This is a genomic window from Stenotrophomonas sp. 22DLJC03 (assembly GCF_056861405.1).
Genome location: NZ_JBSPUG010000005.1, coordinates 265,959 through 285,838 on the forward strand (window position 1 = coordinate 265,959; position 19,880 = coordinate 285,838).

General features: G+C 67.1%; 20 protein-coding genes. 16 read left to right on the forward strand and 4 right to left on the reverse strand.

Annotated elements, in window-relative coordinates:
• The first annotated feature begins 62 nt into the window (after window positions 1-62).
• The 5 genes from AC13GA_RS17700 (at window position 63) to AC13GA_RS17720 (ending at window position 6,280) form a co-directional block, all read left to right on the forward strand.
• The gene (locus tag AC13GA_RS17700; protein WP_482998662.1) at window positions 63-3,242 is read left to right on the forward strand and encodes a response regulator; all 3,180 of its coding nucleotides are present in this window, start codon (window positions 63-65) and stop codon (window positions 3,240-3,242) included.
• Entirely contained in the window at window positions 3,239-4,063 is an 825-nt protein-coding gene (locus tag AC13GA_RS17705; protein WP_046984717.1) for a CheR family methyltransferase, read from the forward strand. Before AC13GA_RS17700 ends, AC13GA_RS17705 begins: the two co-directional genes overlap by 4 nt.
• A complete protein-coding gene (locus tag AC13GA_RS17710) occupies window positions 4,063-4,638 on the forward strand; it encodes a chemotaxis protein CheB (RefSeq protein ID WP_046984718.1) in 576 nt (191 codons plus the stop codon). Before AC13GA_RS17705 ends, AC13GA_RS17710 begins: the two co-directional genes overlap by 1 nt.
• The gene (locus tag AC13GA_RS17715) at window positions 4,635-5,768 is read left to right on the forward strand and encodes a hybrid sensor histidine kinase/response regulator (RefSeq protein ID WP_295378770.1); all 1,134 of its coding nucleotides are present in this window, start codon (window positions 4,635-4,637) and stop codon (window positions 5,766-5,768) included. The genes AC13GA_RS17710 and AC13GA_RS17715 overlap by 4 nt, the downstream gene beginning before the upstream one ends.
• Window positions 5,769-5,851: 83 nt before the next feature.
• Entirely contained in the window at window positions 5,852-6,280 is a 429-nt protein-coding gene (locus AC13GA_RS17720; protein ID WP_046984720.1) for a BLUF domain-containing protein, read from the forward strand.
• Between the two features lie 14 nt (window positions 6,281-6,294).
• On the opposite strand, the gene AC13GA_RS17725 is transcribed toward AC13GA_RS17720, so the two are convergent.
• On the reverse strand, window positions 6,295-6,615 hold the full coding sequence (locus AC13GA_RS17725; RefSeq protein WP_482998663.1) for an ArsR/SmtB family transcription factor: 321 nt from the start codon (window positions 6,613-6,615) through the stop codon (window positions 6,295-6,297).
• An 86-nt stretch (window positions 6,616-6,701) separates the two neighbouring features.
• Here AC13GA_RS17725 and AC13GA_RS17730 point away from each other — a divergent pair, with 86 nt between their 5' ends.
• The 3 genes from AC13GA_RS17730 to AC13GA_RS17740 all read left to right on the forward strand — a co-directional run bounded on the left by AC13GA_RS17730 (window position 6,702) and on the right by AC13GA_RS17740 (window position 8,669).
• Window positions 6,702-7,139: a YeeE/YedE family protein gene (locus AC13GA_RS17730; protein WP_253079291.1), complete on the forward strand. Its 438-nt coding sequence runs from the start codon at window positions 6,702-6,704 to the stop codon at window positions 7,137-7,139.
• The gene (locus tag AC13GA_RS17735; protein ID WP_426353622.1) at window positions 7,136-7,549 is read left to right on the forward strand and encodes a DUF6691 family protein; all 414 of its coding nucleotides are present in this window, start codon (window positions 7,136-7,138) and stop codon (window positions 7,547-7,549) included. The genes AC13GA_RS17730 and AC13GA_RS17735 overlap by 4 nt, the downstream gene beginning before the upstream one ends.
• A 67-nt stretch (window positions 7,550-7,616) precedes the next feature.
• Window positions 7,617-8,669 (forward strand): linear amide C-N hydrolase, encoded by a 1,053-nt coding sequence (locus AC13GA_RS17740; protein ID WP_482998664.1) that lies wholly within the window; start codon window positions 7,617-7,619, stop codon window positions 8,667-8,669.
• Here AC13GA_RS17740 and AC13GA_RS17745 read toward each other — a convergent pair.
• A complete protein-coding gene (locus tag AC13GA_RS17745; RefSeq protein ID WP_482998665.1) occupies window positions 8,666-9,445 on the reverse strand; it encodes a DUF6491 family protein in 780 nt (259 codons plus the stop codon). The genes AC13GA_RS17740 and AC13GA_RS17745 overlap by 4 nt on opposite strands.
• An 81-nt stretch (window positions 9,446-9,526) precedes the next feature.
• Here AC13GA_RS17745 and AC13GA_RS17750 point away from each other — a divergent pair, with 81 nt between their 5' ends.
• Together AC13GA_RS17750 and AC13GA_RS17755 are read left to right on the forward strand one after the other, a co-directional pair.
• On the forward strand, window positions 9,527-10,225 hold the full coding sequence (locus AC13GA_RS17750; protein ID WP_482998666.1) for a helix-turn-helix domain-containing protein: 699 nt from the start codon (window positions 9,527-9,529) through the stop codon (window positions 10,223-10,225).
• A gap of 156 nt (window positions 10,226-10,381) precedes the next feature.
• The gene (locus AC13GA_RS17755) at window positions 10,382-11,332 is read left to right on the forward strand and encodes a DMT family transporter (protein WP_046984727.1); all 951 of its coding nucleotides are present in this window, start codon (window positions 10,382-10,384) and stop codon (window positions 11,330-11,332) included.
• Window positions 11,333-11,365: 33 nt separating this feature from the next.
• Here AC13GA_RS17755 and AC13GA_RS17760 read toward each other — a convergent pair whose 3' ends face one another.
• A complete protein-coding gene (locus AC13GA_RS17760; protein WP_482998667.1) occupies window positions 11,366-11,662 on the reverse strand; it encodes a hypothetical protein in 297 nt (98 codons plus the stop codon).
• Window positions 11,663-11,689: 27 nt separating this feature from the next.
• On the opposite strand from AC13GA_RS17760, the gene thrA reads away from it, so the two are divergent.
• The 3 genes from thrA to thrC are packed head-to-tail and all read left to right on the forward strand — an operon-like array spanning window position 11,690 to window position 16,421.
• Window positions 11,690-14,194 carry a bifunctional aspartate kinase/homoserine dehydrogenase I gene (gene thrA / locus AC13GA_RS17765; protein WP_046984728.1) on the forward strand — a complete coding sequence of 835 codons (2,505 nt, stop codon included), beginning with the start codon at window positions 11,690-11,692 and terminating at the stop codon, window positions 14,192-14,194.
• Window positions 14,191-15,105, forward strand: a complete 915-nt coding sequence (locus tag AC13GA_RS17770; RefSeq protein ID WP_482998668.1) for a homoserine kinase — start codon at window positions 14,191-14,193, stop codon at window positions 15,103-15,105. The genes thrA and AC13GA_RS17770 overlap by 4 nt, the downstream gene beginning before the upstream one ends.
• A gap of 29 nt (window positions 15,106-15,134) precedes the next feature.
• Window positions 15,135-16,421 (forward strand): threonine synthase, encoded by a 1,287-nt coding sequence (thrC, locus tag AC13GA_RS17775; protein WP_482998669.1) that lies wholly within the window; start codon window positions 15,135-15,137, stop codon window positions 16,419-16,421.
• Between the two features lie 87 nt (window positions 16,422-16,508).
• Here the strand turns inward: thrC and AC13GA_RS17780 are convergent, their stop codons facing one another.
• A complete protein-coding gene (locus AC13GA_RS17780; RefSeq protein ID WP_482998670.1) occupies window positions 16,509-17,261 on the reverse strand; it encodes a Crp/Fnr family transcriptional regulator in 753 nt (250 codons plus the stop codon).
• A gap of 126 nt (window positions 17,262-17,387) precedes the next feature.
• On the opposite strand from AC13GA_RS17780, the gene hisS reads away from it, so the two are divergent.
• From hisS to AC13GA_RS17795, 3 genes are all read left to right on the forward strand, one after another.
• Window positions 17,388-18,785, forward strand: coding sequence for a histidine--tRNA ligase (gene hisS, locus AC13GA_RS17785; RefSeq protein WP_136639899.1), 1,398 nt, complete (start codon window positions 17,388-17,390; stop codon window positions 18,783-18,785).
• A 26-nt stretch (window positions 18,786-18,811) separates the two neighbouring features.
• Window positions 18,812-19,078 carry a hypothetical protein gene (locus AC13GA_RS17790; protein WP_478475365.1) on the forward strand — a complete coding sequence of 89 codons (267 nt, stop codon included), beginning with the start codon at window positions 18,812-18,814 and terminating at the stop codon, window positions 19,076-19,078.
• Window positions 19,079-19,568: 490 nt separating this feature from the next.
• On the forward strand, window positions 19,569-19,877 hold the full coding sequence (locus tag AC13GA_RS17795; protein ID WP_025874839.1) for a YerC/YecD family TrpR-related protein: 309 nt from the start codon (window positions 19,569-19,571) through the stop codon (window positions 19,875-19,877).
• The last annotated feature ends 3 nt before the right edge of the window (window positions 19,878-19,880 follow it).

Below are 19,880 nucleotides of genomic sequence, written 5' to 3' on the forward strand. Positions count from 1 at the left end.
GTGCGGCTGAATGCGACACGGAGTACCATCACCCACCTTTTTGTCTACTGGAGCCGACCTGCATGCGTCCTGGTGCGACCACGCGTGACCGCTGGATCTGGATGACCTCCGCTGTGCTGCTGGCCGCAACCATCGCGCTGGAGCTGGTGGTACCGCTGGGCTATGCGGTATGGCTGGCTTACTTCCTTGCCGTGGGCGTGACGGTGTTCCAGCGCAGCGCACGGGCACCGTTCATTGTGGCGGTGCTTGCCTGCATCCTGCTGATCGTCGGCTACAACATCGCACCGGCCAGCTCGAACTCGGCATTCTCGTTCGTCAATCGCAGCATCGGCGGCGGCGCATTCCTGATGATCGCGCTGATTGTTTCCCGTGCGATCCAGGCCCGGCGCCAGGCGATGCGCGCGTTGTGGCTGCAGGAGGCGGAGAACGCGGTGGCGATGAGCCTGCGCGGCGACCTGGGGCCGGAGCAGATCGCCGATGCGGCAGTGACCCGTCTGGCGGAGCAGCTTCGCGCCGACGTGGGGGCGGTCTATCGGCTGGAGGGCGGACGGCTGCAGTTGACCGGTGGCATGGCGCTGCCCTCAGGCACACCCGCCTCGTTGTCGTTGCAGGAAGGACTGGCCGGGCAGGTCGCGCGTGATGAACGCATCCGTCACCTGCACGGCGACGAGGCAGCCGTGCTCGAACTGCAGACCAGCCTGGGCCGGTTGCCGGTGCGCGAACGCATCCTTGCGCCGATCAACAGCGATGGCAGCGTGGTGGGTGTCATTGAGCTGGGCCGGGCGCGCGTCGGTGACCAGCAGGGCCTGGACGACGAACTGCTGGAGCGCTGCGCCGAGACCATCGGCATGGCCCTTCGTGCGTCATTGCTGAGGGCGCAGCTGGTGGTCCTGCTGGAAGAATCGCAGCGTCAGGGCGAAGAACTGCAGGCCCAGCAGGAAGAGCTGCGTGTGGCCAACGAGGAGCTGGAAGAGCAGAGCCGCAGCCTGTTGCAGTCACAGAGCCATCTGGAAGAGCAGCAGGCCGAGCTGGAGCAGAGCAATGTCCAGCTGGAAGAGCGCACCCATGAACTGGAGGCGCAGAAGCAGGCGCTGCTGGTTGCGCAGGGGCAGTTGGTCCGCAACAGCAATGAGCTGGCTGCCACCTCGCGTTACAAGTCCGAGTTCCTCGCCAACATGTCGCACGAACTGCGCACGCCACTGAACAGCTCGCTGATCCTGGCCAAGCTGCTGGCCGACAACAAGGACGGCACGCTGACCGAGGAGCAGGTGAAGTATGCCCGTGCGATCCTGTCGTCCAACAATGACCTGCTGGCGTTGATCAACGACATCCTCGATCTGTCCCGCATCGAGGCCGGCCACGTTGAGCTGGCCGATGAAGTGGTGGTGGTCGACAGTGTGCTGCAACGCCTGCGCGAGACCTTCGAGCCGATGGCGCGGCAGAAGGGCCTGGCGCTGGAGATCGAGGCCGATGCGCTGGCACCGACCCAGCTGATGGCCGACAACCAGCGCCTGCAGCAGATCCTGAAGAACCTGTTGGCCAATGCCCTGAAGTTCACCGAGCACGGCAAGGTCAGCCTGCACGTGCGCGCTGGCGGCAGTGGACGCGTGCGTTTCGATGTCTGCGATACCGGCATCGGCATCGCCCGCGAGCAGCTGCCGGTCATCTTCGAGGCGTTCCGCCAGGCCGATGGCAGCACGCGTCGCCGCTACGGCGGCACCGGCCTGGGCCTGTCGATCTCGCGCGACCTGGCCGAGCGCATGGGCGGCAGCATCCAGGTCGACAGCGAGCCGGGACGCGGCAGTTGCTTCATCCTTGAGCTGCCGCTGCAGGGTGCGCCGGCGTCCGAAGCTCTCCCGGCGACGGGGACGGGGACGGGGACGGGGACGGGGACGGGGACGGGGACGGGGACGGCGACGGCGACGGCGACGGAAACTGTCCTGTTGCCAGCGGCGGCACCGGCACCGGCAGCCGCTCGTGTTGTGGCTGCGTCTGCGGCTGTGCCCCCGGCCGCTGTGTCGATGGCAACTGCGAGCGTGGCGGATGACCGGGGCCGGCGCCAGCGCGCCGGTCGGCTGATCCTGGCGGTGGAGGATGACACCACCTTCGCCGAGGCGCTTGTGGCATTGGCCCATGAGCTGGACTTCGACTGCGTGGTAGCCAGCACGGCCGAAGAAGCGCTGGCGCTGGCTGCCGAGTTGCGCCCGAACGGCATCCTGCTCGATATCGGCCTGCCCGACGTTTCCGGTCTGAGCGTGCTGGAGCGGCTGAAGCGCAATCCGGATACGCGCCACATCCCGGTGCATGTGGTTTCGGCGATGGACCGCAGCCAGGTGGCGCGCGAGTTGGGCGCGATCGGCTTCGCGATCAAACCGACCACACGTGAGCGTCTGGCAGCGGCCATCGAGCAGCTGGAACAGACCAGCCGGCGCGATGTACGGCGCCTGCTGATCGTCGAGGACGACAGCGAGCTGCGCCGCAACCTGGAGCTGCTGCTGGGCCGCGAGCAACTGCAGATTGTCGCCGTCGGTACACTTGCCGGCGCGCTGGAACAGCTCAGCACGGTTACCTTCGATTGCATGGTGATGGACCTGTCGTTGCCGGATGGCAGCGGTTACGACCTGCTCGAGCACATGGCCAACAACGATGACGTCGGCTTCCCGCCGGTGATCGTCTACACCGGCCGGGCGCTCAGCCGCGAAGAAGAGCAGCGCCTGCGCCGTTACTCGAAGAGCATCATCATCAAGGGCGCGCGTTCGCCGGAGCGCCTGCTGGACGAAGTGACCCTGTTCCTGCACAGCGTCGAGGCCAGTCTGCCCAGCGACCAGCAGCGTCTGCTGCGGGAGGCGCGCCGCCGTGACACCGTGCTCGACGGCCGCACCGTATTGCTGGCCGAGGACGACGTGCGCAACATCTTCGCGCTGTCCAGCGTGCTCGAACCGCTTGGCGTGACCCTGGAGATCGCGCGCAACGGCCAGGAGGCGGTTGACCGCCTGGCCGAGCGTGAGGTCGACCTGGTGCTGATGGACATCATGATGCCGGAGAAGGATGGCCTGGCCGCGATGCGCGAGATCCGCGCGCAGCGCCACCTGCAGGACCTGCCGATCATCGCGTTGACCGCCAAGGCCATGCCGGACGACCGCGAACGTTGCCTGCAGGCCGGTGCCAATGACTACATCGCCAAGCCGATCGATGTCGACAAGCTGGTCTCGCTGTGCCGGGTCTGGTGCTCGCGGCAATGAACGAGCAGGCGCTGTTCGATCTGGAACTGAAGGTGTTGCTGGAGGCGTTGTACCAGCGCTACCACTATGACTTCCGCAGCTATGCGGTGTCGTCGCTGCGCCGGCGTATCCGCCAGGCCATGCAGCGTTATGAGTGCGAGCGCCTGGCGGACCTGCAGCATCGCCTGCTGCACGAGCCGGAGCTGTTCGCCCAGGCCATGCAGTTCTTCACCGTGCAGGTCTCGGAGATGTTCCGGGACCCCGCCTATTTCCGTGAGCTGCGCGAACAGGTGGTGCCGGTGCTGCGCACCTATCCGTCGGTGAAGCTGTGGGTGGCCGGTTGCAGCACCGGGGAGGAAGTGTGGTCGCTGGCGATCCTGCTGCATGAAGAAGGGCTGCTCGAGCGCAGCATCGTCTATGCCACCGATATCAATCCGGCCGCGCTGGCCACGGCCGAGGCGGGCGCCTATGGCATCGACCGGATGGCCCAGTTCAGCCGTAACTACCTGGCTGCCGGTGGCACCGCGTCGCTGTCCAACTATTACGCCACGGCCTACGATGGCGCCGTGTTCGACCGCCAGCTGCGTCGCAACGTGGTGTTCGCCGACCACAGCCTGGCCACCGATACCGTGTTCTCCGAAGTGCATCTGGTGTCGTGCCGCAACGTATTGATCTATTTCAACCGTGATCTCCAGGACCGGGCCGTGGGACTGTTCCGCGAGGCGCTGGTGCACCGGGGATTCCTCGGCCTGGGCAGCAAGGAGTCGCTGCAGTTCGGGCGCCACCACGATGCCTTCGAGGTCTGTTCGCGCGAGCATCGCCTGTACCGGAAGGTGGCCTGATGGCGGTGCAGGTTCGCCCAGCGGTGCTGGTGGTCGGTGCCTCCGCAGGAGGCGTCGCGGCGCTGCAGGCTGTGCTGGGTGCGCTTCCGGCCAGGCTGCCGGCGCCGGTGCTGGCCGTGTTGCACCTGCCGCGCGACCGCTCCAGCCGCATTGCCGAAGTGCTGGCGCCGTACTGCGCGCTGCAGGTGCGCGAGGCGGAGGACAAGCAGCCGCTGCAGCCCGGAACGGTGACGTTCGCCCCGCCGGACTACCACCTGCTGGTGGAGGATGCCGGCGCGGTCGCTTTGTCGGTGGACGCGCCAGTGCTGTTCTCGCGCCCGGCCATCGACCCGCTGTTTGAATCGGCCGCTGCGGTGTTTGGTCCGCAGGTGCTGGCGCTGCTGCTGACCGGTGCCAGCAGCGATGGCAGCGAAGGCGTAGCCGCTGTACGCGCCGCCGGAGGCCGCGCCTGGCTGCAATGCCCCGAGGAGGCCGAGGCATCGATGATGCCGGCTTCCGCCCTGCAGCATGCCGGCGCCGATGCCGTGCTGCCCCTTGAACTGATGTGTCGTCGCCTGAAGGAGTTGTTTGCATGAACCTGCTGCCACCGGACCCTGCGCAGTCGCAGTCCCCGGTCAACCTGCTGATCGTCGATGACGTGCCGCAGAACCTGGTGGCCATGCAGGCGCTGCTGCAGCGCGAGGGCGTCAATCTGTTGCTGGCCAGCTCCGGTGCGCAGGCGCTGGAGCTGCTGCTGGAGCATGAGGTCGCGCTGGCCCTGCTGGACGTGCACATGCCGGAGATCGATGGCTTCACCCTGGCTGAGCTGATGCGCGGTTCGCATCGCAGCCGCACGGTACCGATCATTTTCCTGACCGCCTCGCCGGATGATCCGGTGCGCGCGTTCAAGGGCTACGAAACCGGCGCGGTAGATTTCCTGCACAAGCCGGTGGCGCCGCAGGTGATCCTGAGCAAGGTCAACGTCTTCATCGAGCTGTACCAGCAACGGCAGTTGCTGAAGGCGCGCAACGAAGCGCTGGAGCGTGCGCTCAAGCTCAACGAGACGATGGCTGCGGTACTGACCCACGACCTGCGTACGCCGCTGTCGGCGATCCTGCTGTGCGCCGACAAGCTGGCGCTGGACCTTCCGCAAGGCAACGCGGGTGCGCAGCAGACGCTGCAGTACCTGGAGGCCAGCACCCTGCGCATGGCGCGGATGGTGGAGCAGCTGCTGGACTTCTCGCGGATCCGCAGCGGCGGCCTGCGCCTGCAGGCCAGTACCTGCGATCTGGCCGAGGTCACCCGGGCGGTGGTGGCGGAGGTGGGGAGTGCGCATGGTGCGGGCCGGATCCGACTGGATACACACGGCGACACGCAGCTTCAGGGCGACCTGGATCGACTGGGACAGGTTGCAGCAAACCTGATCGGCAATGCGCTGACGCATGGCAACGAGGCACAGGTCGAGGTGGATGGCCGTGACCCGCGCAACGTGCTGTTGCGGGTGCGCAATGCCGGGGAGATCGATGCGGCGCTGCTGCCGCGCCTGTTCGAACCGTTCAAGGCCAGCTTCCACCAGAGCAACGGACTTGGCCTCGGCCTGTACATCGTCGATCAGTTCGTGCGGGCGCATGGCGGTCGTATCGGTGCCCGCAACGAAGCAGGGCAGGTGGTGTTCGAGGCGTTGTTGCCGAGGCGCAGTGACGGAGCGCTGGCGGCCGCAAGCTGAATTCTTCAGCAAACGTTTCCCGATACTGAGACGGGCTCGTCCGCAACTGCTACCGTGGCGACTCACGTTGCCAAGGAAGCTCCATGCCATTGCGTGCCATCGCCTACGTCAGCAAGGTGCTGCCGGATCTTTCCGCCGAACGCCTGCATGTATTGGTCGAGGACGCGGCACGCTTCAACAAGCTGGCCGGGGTGACCGGCGTGCTGCTGCATGACGGCGACCGTTTCCTGCAGTACATCGAGGGCCCACCGGACGGCATCGATTCGGTGTATGAGCGCATCCTGCAGGCTGGTAGCCATATCGACATCGTCGAGCTGGCACGCGGCCGGCTGGGCCAGCGCCAGTTCCCGTACTGGTCGATGCGCGCGCTGCCGGTGGATGCTGCGCTGCTGCGCCAGCTGTCTTCCAGTGACTGGTCGGGCTTCACCCGCGCACTGCAGGGCGACCGTTCCGCGCCGACGCCGGTGGATCTGCTCGACAGGGTAGTGCAGCCGGTCCTGCACGTCGGCTGAGCCCGCATCCCCGCTCAGCGCGGGTCGCCACCACAGTAGGCGGCATGCAACGCTTTCAGCACACCCAGCGCCGGGCCATCGACCACGCGGTAGTGGATGGCCTGCGCCTGGCGCCGGGTCGCAACGATATCCAGTTCGCGCAGCACCGCCAGGTGCTGCGACAGCGCCGATGCACTGAGCCCGGTCAGCGCCTGCAGCTCCGGCACCGGCGCTTCGCCTTCCACCAGCCGGCACAACACGCGCAACCGCGCAGGATGAGCCAGGCGCTTGAGCAGAGCGGCGGCCTGCGTGGCGTGCTCGGCCATTGCTGCGCTGTCGAGCTCGATGTGGGCCATGGTTGACCTTTTTGTTTAGAAGAAGCTAATTTAGAAAAAGCTAAATAAAAAGGCAAGCCGATGAACGGAATCGACAGGGGCAGGGCGTGAACCTGCCATGGAGTGCAGTGGCTGGCGGGGCGCTGATCGGCGCCGCCGCGGTGCTGTTACTCGCCACCCTCGGGCGTGTGGCCGGCATCAGCGGAATCGCTGCGGGTAGCCTGCGCGCAGCAAAAGGGGAGCGCGGCTGGCGTTGGGCGTTCTTGCTCGGACTGCTCACTGCGGCGGGGTTGGTGTTGCTGTGGCAATCGGTGCCGGAGGCATCGCCGCAGGTGCCGCTGCGTGATGCGTTGCCGGCCTGGCAGCTGGTCGGCGCCGGCCTGCTGGTGGGCTTTGGTACCCGGTTGGGTAGCGGCTGCACCAGTGGCCACGGCGTCTGTGGCATGGCCCGCGGCTCGAAGCGTTCGCTGCTGGCAGTGCTGGTGTTCATGGCCTGCGCAATGCTGACCACCTTCCTGATCCGGCACGGCGGAGGTCTGGCATGAGTCGCGCATTATGGGCCGCCGCTGTGGCTGGTGCGCTGTTTGGCGCTGGGCTGGCGCTTTCCGGGATGACCGACGCGCGTCGTGTGCTCGGCTTCCTCGATGTGGCCGGTGATTTTGATCCCACGTTGATGTGGGTGCTGGCCTCGGCGATGCTGGTCAGTGCGGTCGGGCAGCGCTGGGTGCTGCGACGCACGCGCCCCTGGTGTGCGGCCCGCTTCCAGCTGCCCACCGTACGTGATATCGATGCGCGCCTGCTGCTGGGCGCCGCACTGTTCGGCATAGGCTGGGGCTGGGCAGGCTATTGCCCCGGTCCGGCCATTGCCGGCCTGGCGGTGGCATCTCGCGAAGCGCTGTGGTTCGTACCCGCGATGCTGCTGGGCTTCTGGCTGCACGACCGCTTCGTACGCTGAGGTTTCACCGCTGTGTCACGATGGATCGGGTCAGATCCACGGACCACGGGGAAAGGAGCGTACTGATATGGCACGGATGAAGTGGAAGGGTAGGGCGATGCTGGCCGTGGCGCTGGCCGCCGCGATCACACCGGCACTGGCTTGTACGCGCGCGGTGTACCTGGGTGACAACGGTGATGTGATCACCGCACGTTCGATGGACTGGAAGGTCGACGTAGCGACCAATCTCTACGTCCTGCCGCGCGGCATTGCGCGCACCGGCCAGGCGGGTCCGAAGTCGCTGGCGTGGACCGCGCGCTACGGCAGCGTGGTGGCCACCGGCTACGACGTATCGACCACCGATGGCATGAACGAGAAGGGCCTGGTCGCCAACCTGCTGTGGCTGGTGGAGTCGGAGTACCCGCAGCAGCGCGGCAACAAGCCGGGACTGGCCATCTCGCTGTGGGCGCAGTACGTGCTCGACAATTTCGCAACGGTGGAAGAGGCGGTGGCGGCGCTGAAGCGCGAGCCGTACTCGATCGTCACCGACAAGGTTCCCGGCGAAGACCGCCAGGCGACGCTGCACCTGTCACTGTCCGATGCCACCGGCGACAGCGCCATTGTCGAATACATCGGCGGCCGCCAGGTGATCCATCACGACCGCCGCTACCAGGTGATGACCAACTCGCCGATCTTCGAGCAGCAGCTGGCACTCAACAGCTACTGGCAGCAGATCGGTGGCACGGTGATGCTGCCGGGTACCAACCGCTCATCCGACCGCTTCGCGCGGGCTTCGTTCTACATCAATGCCATTCCCAAGGCCGAGGATCCGGTGGAGGCCCTGGCCAGTGTGTTCAGCGTGATCCGCAACGCGTCGGTGCCGTACGGCATCACCACGCCGGGCGAGCCGAACATCTCGTCCACGCGCTGGCGCACCGTGGCCGACCACAAGCGGCGGTTGTACTTCTTCGAATCGGCGTTGACCCCGAATACCTTCTGGGTCGATCTGAAAAAGGTCGATTTCGGTGGCCAGGTGCTCAAGCTCGAGCTCGGCAAGGACCAGCGCAACACGTTCGCCGGCGACGCACTGGGCCACTTCGTGCCCAGCGCGCCGTTCACCTTCCTCGGCGTCGAAAGTTAGTTCGACGCCTGGCTGGATGCCGGGTAGACGGCCTGGATCGTACAGCTGCCGCGGGTGTACTGCGGCAGCGGCGCCAGCGCATCGTTGCGCAGGTCGCCATTCTCGAAATCGGCGGTGAGGATGCGATCGCCGGCATTGCCACAGATCAGCCCGTTCTGCATGCCGGAGCGGAAGCTGAGCTGCGGCGCGCGGTCGAGCTGACGGCAGTGGCCGCCGAGTTCGACGCGGTAGTAGCGGTGACCACCATTGCGACGCGGGTTGGTCTCCACCAGCATGCCCTGCGGGTCGGATGACCAGGCACGGACGTTGCGGGTGGCGAAGCAGTAGGACGGTGAGCCGCCGAAGCTGCGGCGGATTTCCTTGCGCTCGCGGATGGTCACGGCGGGCAGGGTGGCCGTGCGCAGGCGATCGCTGTCACGGGCGACGCTGGCGTAGTCGCGATCCTGTACCGGGGTAACCGCGCTGACGGCGCAGCTGCGGCCGTCGACCACGACGCGTTCGCTGGGACGACCACAGGCCCAGCCGGCCGGTGCTTCCAGTTTCAGCGTGCTGGCACCGCGGACACCGGGGCAGTCTTCGTTGAAATCGATGCGATAGGCCTGGCCGGAGGCGGCGCGCAATGCAATCGAGCGCGGTGATGCCTGCTCCACTTCCTGCACGCCGACCGCATCCATGCAGTGCGGAGCGGGCGGGGTGCGTTCCTGTGCCGATGCCGAGCTGGCGACTGCCAGGCTGAGACTTGCGGCCAGCACCACAAACACGTGTTGATGGGTCATGACCTGCACTCCCTGCGTTGGATGACGGCCCGACTATAGCAGCGGTTTGCACGGCCGTTGCTACACGCGCACACTGTCAGGATGGGCGCCATCTTCCATCTGCGGCACTACGGACAGGCCACCGGCCTGGACCGTCATGACTATGCGCAATGGGTGCTGCCACTGCAGGGCGAACTGCAGTTCGAGATGGAAGGCCGCGGCGGTCGCCTGGACCTGCTGCAGGGCGCTTTCGTGGCTGCTGGTGAAGCACATGACCAGATGGCCGATGGCCCCAATGGTTTCGTGATTGTCGATTGCCCCCCGGGCGTGCTCGATGACGGTACGCAGGAGCATCTGTGCCGGCAGCGCTGGCTGCACCTGCCGCTGGCGCTGCGACACCGCCTGGCGGGTGTGCAGGGCGGCCAGCCGATGCCGGCCCTGCTTCCGCAGCTGCTGCAGGTGTTCGCACCCGCTGGTAGCGGTGCGCGGATGCAGGGGCTGTGCGCGGCGGTGCAGGCCGACCCGGGACTATCGTGGCCGGTGGCACGCATGTCGGCATTCGTGGGCGTCAGCGAGAGCCGTCTGCATGCCTTGTTCCAGCGAGAATTCGGGCTCAGCCCGCAGGCCTGGCTCAGTGCGTGCCGGCTGCGCTGGGCCAAGCACCAGCTGCGTACGAGCGCCGCGCCGATCAGCGATATCGCGCTGGCCGCAGGCTATTCCGAGCAGAGCGCACTGACCCGCGCGCTGAGGCGTGAGTGTGGGCAGACCCCGGCCGCCTGGCGCAGGGGTGCCGGATTGTAGAGTCGAGCCGTGCTCGACTGCCGTTCGCGAGGGGTCGTGCAAAAGTAGTCGAGCACGGCTCGGCTCTACAACGGCGGCAGGGCAGTAGCCTCGGTCAAGAGCTCGCGCTGGCCACCGCTTACACTGCGCAGCCTGTTCTCCCCCCAAGAACCCGAAATGCGCAACAACCCGATGGCCCTGGGCATCGTCAATGGCGTTGCCGCCGGCGCGCTGTGGGGCGTGGTCTTCCTCGCGCCCGCCGTGCTGCAGTCGTTCAATGCCCTGCAGCTCTCTGCCGGCCGCTACCTGGTCTACGGTCTGATCGCTGTGGTACTGCTGCTGCCGCGCTGGAAGCGATTGGCCCCGCGGCTTGGTCGTGCCGAGTGGATCGGTCTGCTGTGGCTGAGCCTGGCTGGCAACCTGGTGTACTTCCTGCTGCTGGCCACGGCCGTGCAGTGGGCCGGAGGTGCGGCGGCGTCGTTGATCGTCGGCCTGATTCCGGTGGTTGTGACGCTGGTTGGTGTGCGCGAGCAGGGCGCGGTGCCGTTGAAGCAGCTGTTGCCGGCACTGGGCCTGTGCGTGCTCGGCGTGGCGCTGGTTGGCTGGGAAGCACTGATGTCCGAGCATCTGGCAACGCCCTGGCGGCAGCGCCTGATCGGCCTGCTGTGCGCGTTTGGTGCGCTGTTTTCGTGGGCGCTGTACTCGATCGGCAACAGCCGCTGGCTGGCGCGCCGTTCCGACTTGTCCAGCCACGACTGGTCACTGCTGACCGGCGTCACCACCGGCGGGCTGGCCCTGCTGCTGGTGCCGATGGCGTTCATCGGCCACACCGGCAGCCACACCTCAGCGCAGTGGAGTGGCTTCTGGGCGATCAGTGCCGGCGTGGCGGTGGTGGCCTCGATCCTCGGCAATGCGTTCTGGAACCGCGCCAGCCGCCTGCTGCCGTTGACCCTGACCGGGCAGATGATCGTGTTCGAAACCCTGTTCGCGCTGCTCTACGCATTCGCCTGGCAGCAGCGCTGGCCCTCGCTGCTCGAAGCCCTGGCGATCGTCTTCCTGGTGGCGGGCGTGATGCTGTGCGCGCACGCCCACCGTACGCCACGGGCGATCGCCGAACATGCCGGCTGAATGCCGTCGTCAAGCGCGCTGATGCCGGTTTTGTCACAGATGCAACCAAATGGCGGCACGATGACCGATGATCGTCGCAGCGATTTTTTGCACCGCAGCACTTGACAGCACCCCGGCGGCCGGTGTTTTCTGTGCGTCATGGTCCTTGATGCCGCCCACGCCAGCCTGATCGCCCCCGCCACTGCGGGCCGTTCGACTGCGCCGGTCGCCACCACCACCATTACCACCACCACCGTCACCACTGCCCTGGTGCGGCCCGTCGTCTTCGTGTAACTCCCGAAAACCACGGCCCCGCACCATACAGGTGACGGGGAAACTCGACACCTGCATGCGACGGGGCCTCCTACCGAGGTCTGCATGTCTTCCCACGCCCCCGCCCATCTCGCTGCTCCGTCCGATCTGGCTGCGCCGTCCACTGTCGTGCACAAGTTCGGTGGCACCTCGGTGGCCGACGCCGAGCGCTACCGCCACGTTGCCGGCCTGCTGCTGGCCCGCCCCGAATCGCTGCAGGTCACCGTTGTCTCGGCAATGAAGGGCGTCACCGACGCGCTGATCGAACTGGCCCAGATGGCAGCAAAGGGTGACGAAGGCTGGCGCGAGGCCTGGCATGCACTGCGCGCCCGCCACCGCGGCGCGGCGGTGGCCCTGCTCGGCGAGCAGGTGGGCGAGACCGTGGAATGGATTGACGTGCGTTTCGATCAGCTGGCCGAAGTGCTGGCGGCACTGGCGGTCATCGGCGAACTGCCGCGCGAGGTGCTCGATCGCGTGCAGGGTCTGGGCGAAGTGTTCTCCGCGCAGCTGCTCGGTACCCACCTGCGCGCGCTGGGTGAGGACTGCGCCGTGCTCGATGCGCGCGACGTGCTGGTGGTCGCGCACGGCGAGTTGGGTGTGGACGTGGACTGGGAAGCCAGCGCCGACCGCCTGGCCAGGTGGCGCCTGCAGCATCCGCAGTCGCGCCTGGTCGCCACCGGTTTCGTTGCCCGCGACCGCCACGATCGCATCACCACGCTCGGTCGCAATGGCAGCGACTACTCCGGCGCGATCTTCGCGGCACTGTTCAACGCCGACCAACTGCACATCTGGACCGACGTCGACGGCGTGCTGTCGGCGGACCCGAGGCTGGTCCCGGAAGCGGTGCAGCTGGAGTCACTGAGCTACGACGAAGCCTGCGAGCTGGCCTATTTCGGCGCCAAGGTGGTGCATCCGCAGACGATGTCGCCGGCGATCCGCCTTGGCCTGCCGATCTTCATCCGCAACACCTTCCACCCGGCGCATCCGGGTACGCGCATCAGTGCCGAGCGCTCGCCGCGCGGGCCGGTGAAAGGCCTGACCCTGAGTCCCGGACTGGCCCTGCTCAATCTGGAAGGTACTGGACTGATCGGCGTACCCGGCACCGCTGAACGCGTGTTCGCGGCATTGCGCCAGGCGCAGGTTTCGGTGGTGATGATCTCGCAGGGGTCGTCGGAGCATTCGATCTGCTGCGTGGTGCGTGCGGCCGAGGCCGCGCGTGGCCGCGAGGCGCTGCTGCAGGCATTTGCGCATGAACTGTCGGTAGGCCACGTGCAGCGCGTGCAGGTCGGCGACGGTGTCAGCGTGCTGGCGGCGGTTGGCGACGGCATGGCGGGCCAGCCCGGCGTCGCCGCGCGCCTGTTCGAGGCCCTCGGCCGGGCGCAGGTGAACATCCTGGCGATCGCGCAGGGCTCGTCGGAACGCAACATCTCGGTGGCGGTGGACAGTGCCGATGCCACCCGTGCGCTGCGCGCTGCGCATGCCGGCTTCTGGCTGTCGCCGCAGACGTTTGCGGTAGGTGTGATCGGGCCGGGCAATGTCGGCGCCGCACTGCTGGACCAGTTGCTGGCGGCGCGCCCACAGCTGCTGGCCAAGGCCAATGTCGACCTGCGCCTGCGCGCGCTGGCCTCGCGTTCGCGCATGCGGCTGGAGGCTGATGGCCTGCATGCCGATTGGCGGCAGGCGCTGCAGCAGGCGGGTGAGGCCAGTGACCTGGATCGTTTCACCGAGCACCTGCTGGCCGCGCACCTGCCCCACGCGGTGGTGATCGATTGCAGTGGCAGTGCCGAGGTGGCCGAGCGCTACGAGGGCTGGCTGGCCGCCGGCATCCACGTGGTCACTCCGAACAAACAGGCCGGTGCCGGTCCGTTGGCGCGCTATCAGCGCATCCGCGCTGCTGCCGCTGCCAGCGGCGCGCGTTTCCGCTATGAAGCCACGGTGGGTGCTGGGCTGCCGGTGATCACCACGCTGCGCGACCTGGTCGATACCGGCGACGAGGTGCTGGCCATCGAAGGCATCTTCTCCGGCACGCTGGCCTGGCTGTTCAACCGTTACGACGGCAGCCAGCCATTCTCGGCACTGGTCGCGCAGGCGCGCTCGATGGGTTACACCGAGCCGGATCCGCGTGACGATCTGTCCGGCATCGATGTCGCGCGCAAGCTGGTGATATTGGCTCGCGAAGCCGGTCATCCGCTCAGCCTGGAACAGGTCCAGGTGGAAAGCCTGGTGCCAGCGTTGCTGCGCGAGGGTGGCGTGGACGATTTCATGGCGCGCCTGGGCGAGAGCGATGCCAGCCTGTTGCAGCGCCTGCAGGACGCACGGCAGCGCGGTGCGGTGTTGCGCTACGTGGCGCGGCTGGGTGCCGACGGTGCCTCGGTCGGCCTGCAGGAACTACCCATCGAGCATGCGTTCGCCAATCTGCGGCTGACCGACAACGTGGTCCAGTTCCGTACCCGCCGTTACTGCGACAACCCGCTGGTGGTGCAGGGACCAGGCGCCGGCCCGGAAGTCACGGCCGCAGGCGTGTTCGCCGACCTGCTGCGGGTGGCCGCCGGCGAAGGAGCGCGGCTGTGATCGCACGTGCGTTCGCACCGGCCTCGGTGGCCAACGTGGCGGTGGGCTTCGATATTCTCGGCCATGCCATTGCCGGTGTCGGCGATACCGTGAGCGTGCGTCGCATCGATGAACTGGTGGTGCGGATCGAGGCAATCCGTGGCAGTGCGGTCGAGCTGCCGCTGGACGCTGCCGGCAATACCGCAGGGGCCGCGTTGATGTCGTTGCGCGAGGGGCTGGGTCTGGACTTCGGCTTCGCGATCGAGATCGACAAGGGCATTCCGTTCGGCTCCGGCATGGGCGGTTCGGCGGCGTCGAGCGTTGCAGCCCTGGTCGCCGCCAATGCACTGCTGGACGCACCGCTGCCGCGCGAGGCGTTGTACCCGTTTGCGCTGGATGGCGAGGCGGTGGCCAGTGGCGGCCGCCACGGTGACAACGTCGGCCCGCTGCTGCTGGGCGGCTTGGCGTTGTGCACCGCTGATCGCCTGCTGCCGATTCCGGTTCCGGCCAGCTGGCACAGCCTGTTGGTGCATCCGCATGCGGTGCTGGAAACGCGCCGTGCACGCCAGGCGCTGCAGGGCAGCTATGCGCTGGGTGAATTCGTCGCACAGAGTGCCAATCTTGCGCTGGTCCTGAGTGGCTGCCATCGCAGCGATGCCTCGCTGGTGCGCGCTGGCCTGCGCGACGTGCTGGTGGAGCCGCGTCGCGCCGGACTGATTGTCGGTTTCGAAGCAGCACGCGACGCAGCGCTGTCGGCCCATGCGATGGGCGCGGGCATCTCAGGCGCAGGACCCAGCGTGTTCGCCTGGTTCGAGGATGCCGATCAGGCCCATGCCGCAGCAGCACCGGTGCGCGCAGCATTTGCAGCGGCCGGCTTTGACAGCGATGCCTGGGTGTCGCCGCTGGACGCGCCGGGAGCGCGGCTGTGCTGAATCCTTCCCCTCTACTGGATACCTTGCCCATGCATTTCGTTTCGACCCGTGGCCAGTCGCCTGCTGTCGGCCTCAGTGCGGCAATCGCCGCAGGATTGGCGCCCGATGGCGGGTTGTATGTGCCCGAGGTTCTGCCTGCACCTCGTGAATTGCAGGCCGGTGCAACCCTGGCCGATACCGCCGCCGATCTGCTGGCACCGTTCTTTGCCGGCGATGCGCTGGAAGGCGCGCTGCCGTCGATCTGCCGCGAGGCCTTCGACTTCCCGGTCCCGCTGCGCTCTCTCGGCGATGGTGACCACGTGCTGGAACTGTTCCATGGGCCGACCGCGGCGTTCAAGGACATCGGCGCGCGCTTCCTGGCCGGTACGCTGTCGCGACTGCAGGCGGACAAGGAGCGCGATCTGACGATTGTCGTCGCCACCTCCGGCGATACCGGTGCCGCCGTTGCCGCGGCCTTCCATCGCCAACCCGGCGTGCGCGTGGTGGTGCTGTATCCGGATGGGCGTGTGTCGCCGCGTCAGGCACATCAGCTCGGTTGCTTCGGTGACAACATCCGGGCGCTGCGCGTGGCCGGTTCGTTCGATGACTGCCAGACCATGGTCAAGCAGGCGCTGGCCGACCGCGAGCTGCAGGCACAGGTGCCGCTGAGTTCGGCCAACAGCATCAGCCTGGGCCGCCTGCTGCCGCAGATGAGCTACTACGCGCATGCGGCGTTGAGCCATCATGCCGCACATCGACGCCGGCTCAACCTGGTGGTGCCCACCGGCAACCTCGGCAACGCAATGGCGGCAGTGCTGGCGCGCGCGCTGGGCGTGCCGATCGGGCAGATTGTGCTGGCCACCAACGCCAATGCCGTACTGCCGGCCTACTTCAATGGCGACGACTATCAGCCGCAGGCCAGTGTTGCCACCGTTGCCAACGCGATGGACGTGGGGGCGCCCAGCAACTTCGAGCGCCTGCGCTGGCTCTACCACGGCGATGACGCGGAACTGCGTGCAGCGTTCCGTGCGTTCGCGGTGGATGACGTGACCATCCGCGCCACGATTGCGGCTGAGCATGCCAGCCGTGGCGAGCTGTTCTGCCCACATACGGCCACCGCAGTGAAGGTGCTGCAGGATCTGCGCAGTGGCGGTGCCAAGGGGGACTGGGCGGTGGTGGCCACCGCGCATCCGGCCAAGTTCGAATCCGTGGTCGAGCCGCTCATCGGCGAAGCAGTAGTGGTGCCGCCGGCGCTGGAGGCGTTGCTGCAGCGACCGGCGCATGCCGACCCGTTGGCCGCCGACTATGCGGCGTTGCGCGAGGTGTTGCTGCGCTGATCGGAGATGGACGCGGTTGCCGGCCAGCGGCCGGCACTACCGGGTGGATGCAACACGGAGCCGGCAACCTCATGAACCGCGATGCGGTCAGATCAACCCTTCACCGGCCAGCGTGCGCAGCCCATCCTCGTCGAGGATCTCCACCACGTTCAGGTGGGGCAGGGCGATCATCTCCTGCTGGCGCAGCTTGGTGAAGGTGCGGCTGACTGTTTCCATGGTCAGGCCCAGATGGTCGGCGATGTCGCCGCGGCCCATTGGCAGCGACACGCGCAGGCCATCGCCACCGAGCTTGGCCTCGCGTGCGGCCAGGCGCAGCAGGAAATCGGCCAGCTTCTCGGCCGGCTGCAGCCGCGCCAGTGCCAACGCGGCGTCCTGCGCGGCGTCCAGCTCCTGGCAGGCGCGTTGCAGTAGCTTGCGTTCCAGGTGCGGGAAGCGGCTGCGCAGCGCCTTCATCTGCGGCAGCGCGACGCGGCACACGCGGCTGTCGGCGATGGCTTCGATATCGTAGCGGTGGTGGTCGCTGCCGCTCAGGCCCAGGTAATCGCCGGGCAGCACGAAACCGTTGATCTGGCGGCGGCCATCGGCCAGGGTGCGTACCAGGCGCAGCGCGCCGCCGGTCAATGTATAGACATGGTCGCGCTCTTCGCCGGTGCGGGCCAGGGTACTGCCCATGCTGAGCTGCTGGGAAACGGTGACCTGTTCCAGTGCCTGCACTTCATCGGGTGACAGCGCCGAGCACACCGCAAGGTGGCGAACCGAGCAGTGCAGGCAGTCCTGCGTGACGCAGGACGGCGAGGCGGAGTCATTGGTGGCGGGCGGAGCGCCGGAAGGCCGTGACATGTTGCGGGGGCGTATCGCGGGCGGGGAGGGCCTTATGATACTTCAAGCGGCCGTTCGACCCTGCTCGAGGCGGGGGCGCTAGAATGTCGCCCCCTCCCACGTCCCGTTCCAGCAGGAGTTCCGCCCGTGATCAAGCCCCGTACCCCGCCCGGCACCCTTGAACTGCTGCCGCGCGAGCAGATCGCATTCCAGCGCATGCTGGACGTGATCCGCCGCAATTACGAGCGCTTCGGGTTCCTGCCGGTGGAGACGCCGGTGTTCGAGCTGTCCGATGTGCTGCTGACCAAGTCCGGCGGCGAGACCGAGCGCCAGGTATATTTCGTGCAGTCCACCGGCGCGTTGGCCAATGCCGCCGAATCGGGTGATCGTTCACTGCCGGAAATGGCGCTGCGCTTCGACCTGACCGTGCCGCTGGCGCGCTACGTGGCCGAGCACGAGCATGAACTGACCTTCCCGTTCCGCCGCTACCAGATGCAGCGCGTCTACCGCGGCGAGCGTGCGCAGCGCGGCCGTTTCCGCGAGTTCTACCAGTGCGACATCGACGTGATCGGCAAGGACAGCCTGAGCGTTCGCTATGACGCCGAAGTGCTGGCGGTCATCCACGCAGTGTTCTCGGAACTGCGCATCGGCGACTTCAGCATCCAGTTGAACAACCGCAAGCTGCTGCGCGGCTTCTTCGAAAGCCTGGGCGTGGCCGAGGGTGAACGCCAGCTGGCAGTGCTGCGCGAAGTGGACAAGCTGGACAAGCGTGGCCCCGACTACGTGCGCGAGACGCTGGTGGGCGAGGGCTTTGCCATTCCGGCCGAACAGGTCGAGAAGATCCTGGCCTTCGTCGCCGTGCGTTCGCAGGGTCATGCCGATGCGCTGGCACAGCTGGCAGCGCTGGAAGACGGCGCGGGTTCCTCGGAGATCCTGCGTGCCGGCGTGGCCGAGCTGCGCGAAGTACTGCAGCTGGTGCAGGCACTGGGCGTGCCGGAAAGCGCCTACTGCCTGAACTTCTCCATTGCACGTGGCCTGGATTACTACACCGGTACCGTGTACGAGACCACGCTGACCGACCACCCGCAGATCGGTTCGATCTGCTCGGGCGGTCGTTATGAAGACCTGGCCAGTCACTACAGCAAGTCCAAGCTGCCGGGCGTGGGCATTTCCATCGGCCTGTCGCGCCTGTTCTGGCAGCTGCGCGAGGCTGGCCTGATCGAGGGCATCGAGGCCAGCAGCGTGCAGGCGCTGGTTGCGCTGATGGACGAGCAGGGCATGCCGCAGTCGCTGGACATCGCCCGCCGCCTGCGCGCCGGTGGCATCAACACTGAAGTACAGATGGAGCCGAAGAAGATCGGCAAGCAGTTCCAGTACGCGGCCAAGGCCGGTATCCGCTTCGTGGTGCTGGCGGGTGAGGATGAGCTGGCGCGCGGCGTGGTGGCGGTGAAGGACCTGCTGCGCGAGCAGCAGTTCGAAGTGTCGCGCGACGAACTGGCCAGCACCCTTCTGGTGGAGCTGGAGCAGTCCAGGGCGATGGTGTGATGCGTGCCGCCGCAGGAGTGCTGAGCGTGCTCCTGCTGGCGGGCTGCCAGAGCGACCGGTCGTTGCACAGCACGCGGATCGGGCCGGCGCAGTACCGGCTGGTGGTTGATCGCTGCCATGCGATCGACCGCGCACAGCTGGAGGACGAGCTGCAGGCCCTGGCCTCACGGACGTGCCGGGCGGGAGCGGGGGCGTTGGAGAACATCCAGTCCCTGCCGAGCCGACAGGGCAGCCTGTTCGGCGAATGCCTGCGGCGCGGCGCGCTGCAGGCGGAGGTGCGTTGCTTGCCCTGAGTCGGGTCAGGTTGTTGATTTGAAAGCATAACGCCCGCCCTTTGGTGGGCGTTTTGCGTTTCTGGACAACAGCAGTCGAGCATGGCTCGACTCTACAAAATCCGGTTCCGATCAGTTTCCTGACGAGATCCAGCAGGCCGCAGCCAACTGTCGAAGGTGGGGAGGGTCCGGTGGCAGGGTGTGAGCCGCATGGGCCTGAGGCATGCCTCGGGCGGGTTGGGCAGGACGCCCAACCCGGGTCTTGCCGTGTGCGCAGGACTGCGCACACGAGCAAGCCGCGACCAAGCCCCCATGGACGGGTTTACGGCGTCCCCTGCCACCGGACCCTCCCCGCCAACGCACAGGAAACCAGCTTTTGCTTTTGCTCTGGCTCTTAGCGGGTGCAGGGCAGCAGCCCTGCCGTACCCCAACCCAATCCACGATTTGACGCACTGCGCAAGAATGCGTTAATGTACTAACACGCTATTACATTGATGCAAGAGCCCCGCCCGTGAAAGCCCGCCCCGACATCGCCGCCAAAGACCCGCAAGCCGATCTGGACGCCCTGGCCCAGGCCTTTGCCGCGCTGCGCGAGCCGGAGCAGGTGGTCGCCTTCCTGCGTGACCTGTGCACCCCGGCCGAGCTGGAAGCCATGGCCGACCGCTGGAAGGTGGTGCCGCTGCTGCAGCAGGGCGTGCCGTATCGCGAGATCCACGAGCGCACCGGCGTCAGCGTGACCACCACCGGACGGGTGGCACGCACGCTCGAGCATGGCCATCGAGGCTATGCCGCCGCTGTCGACCGCCTTGCTTCGCGCTGAACC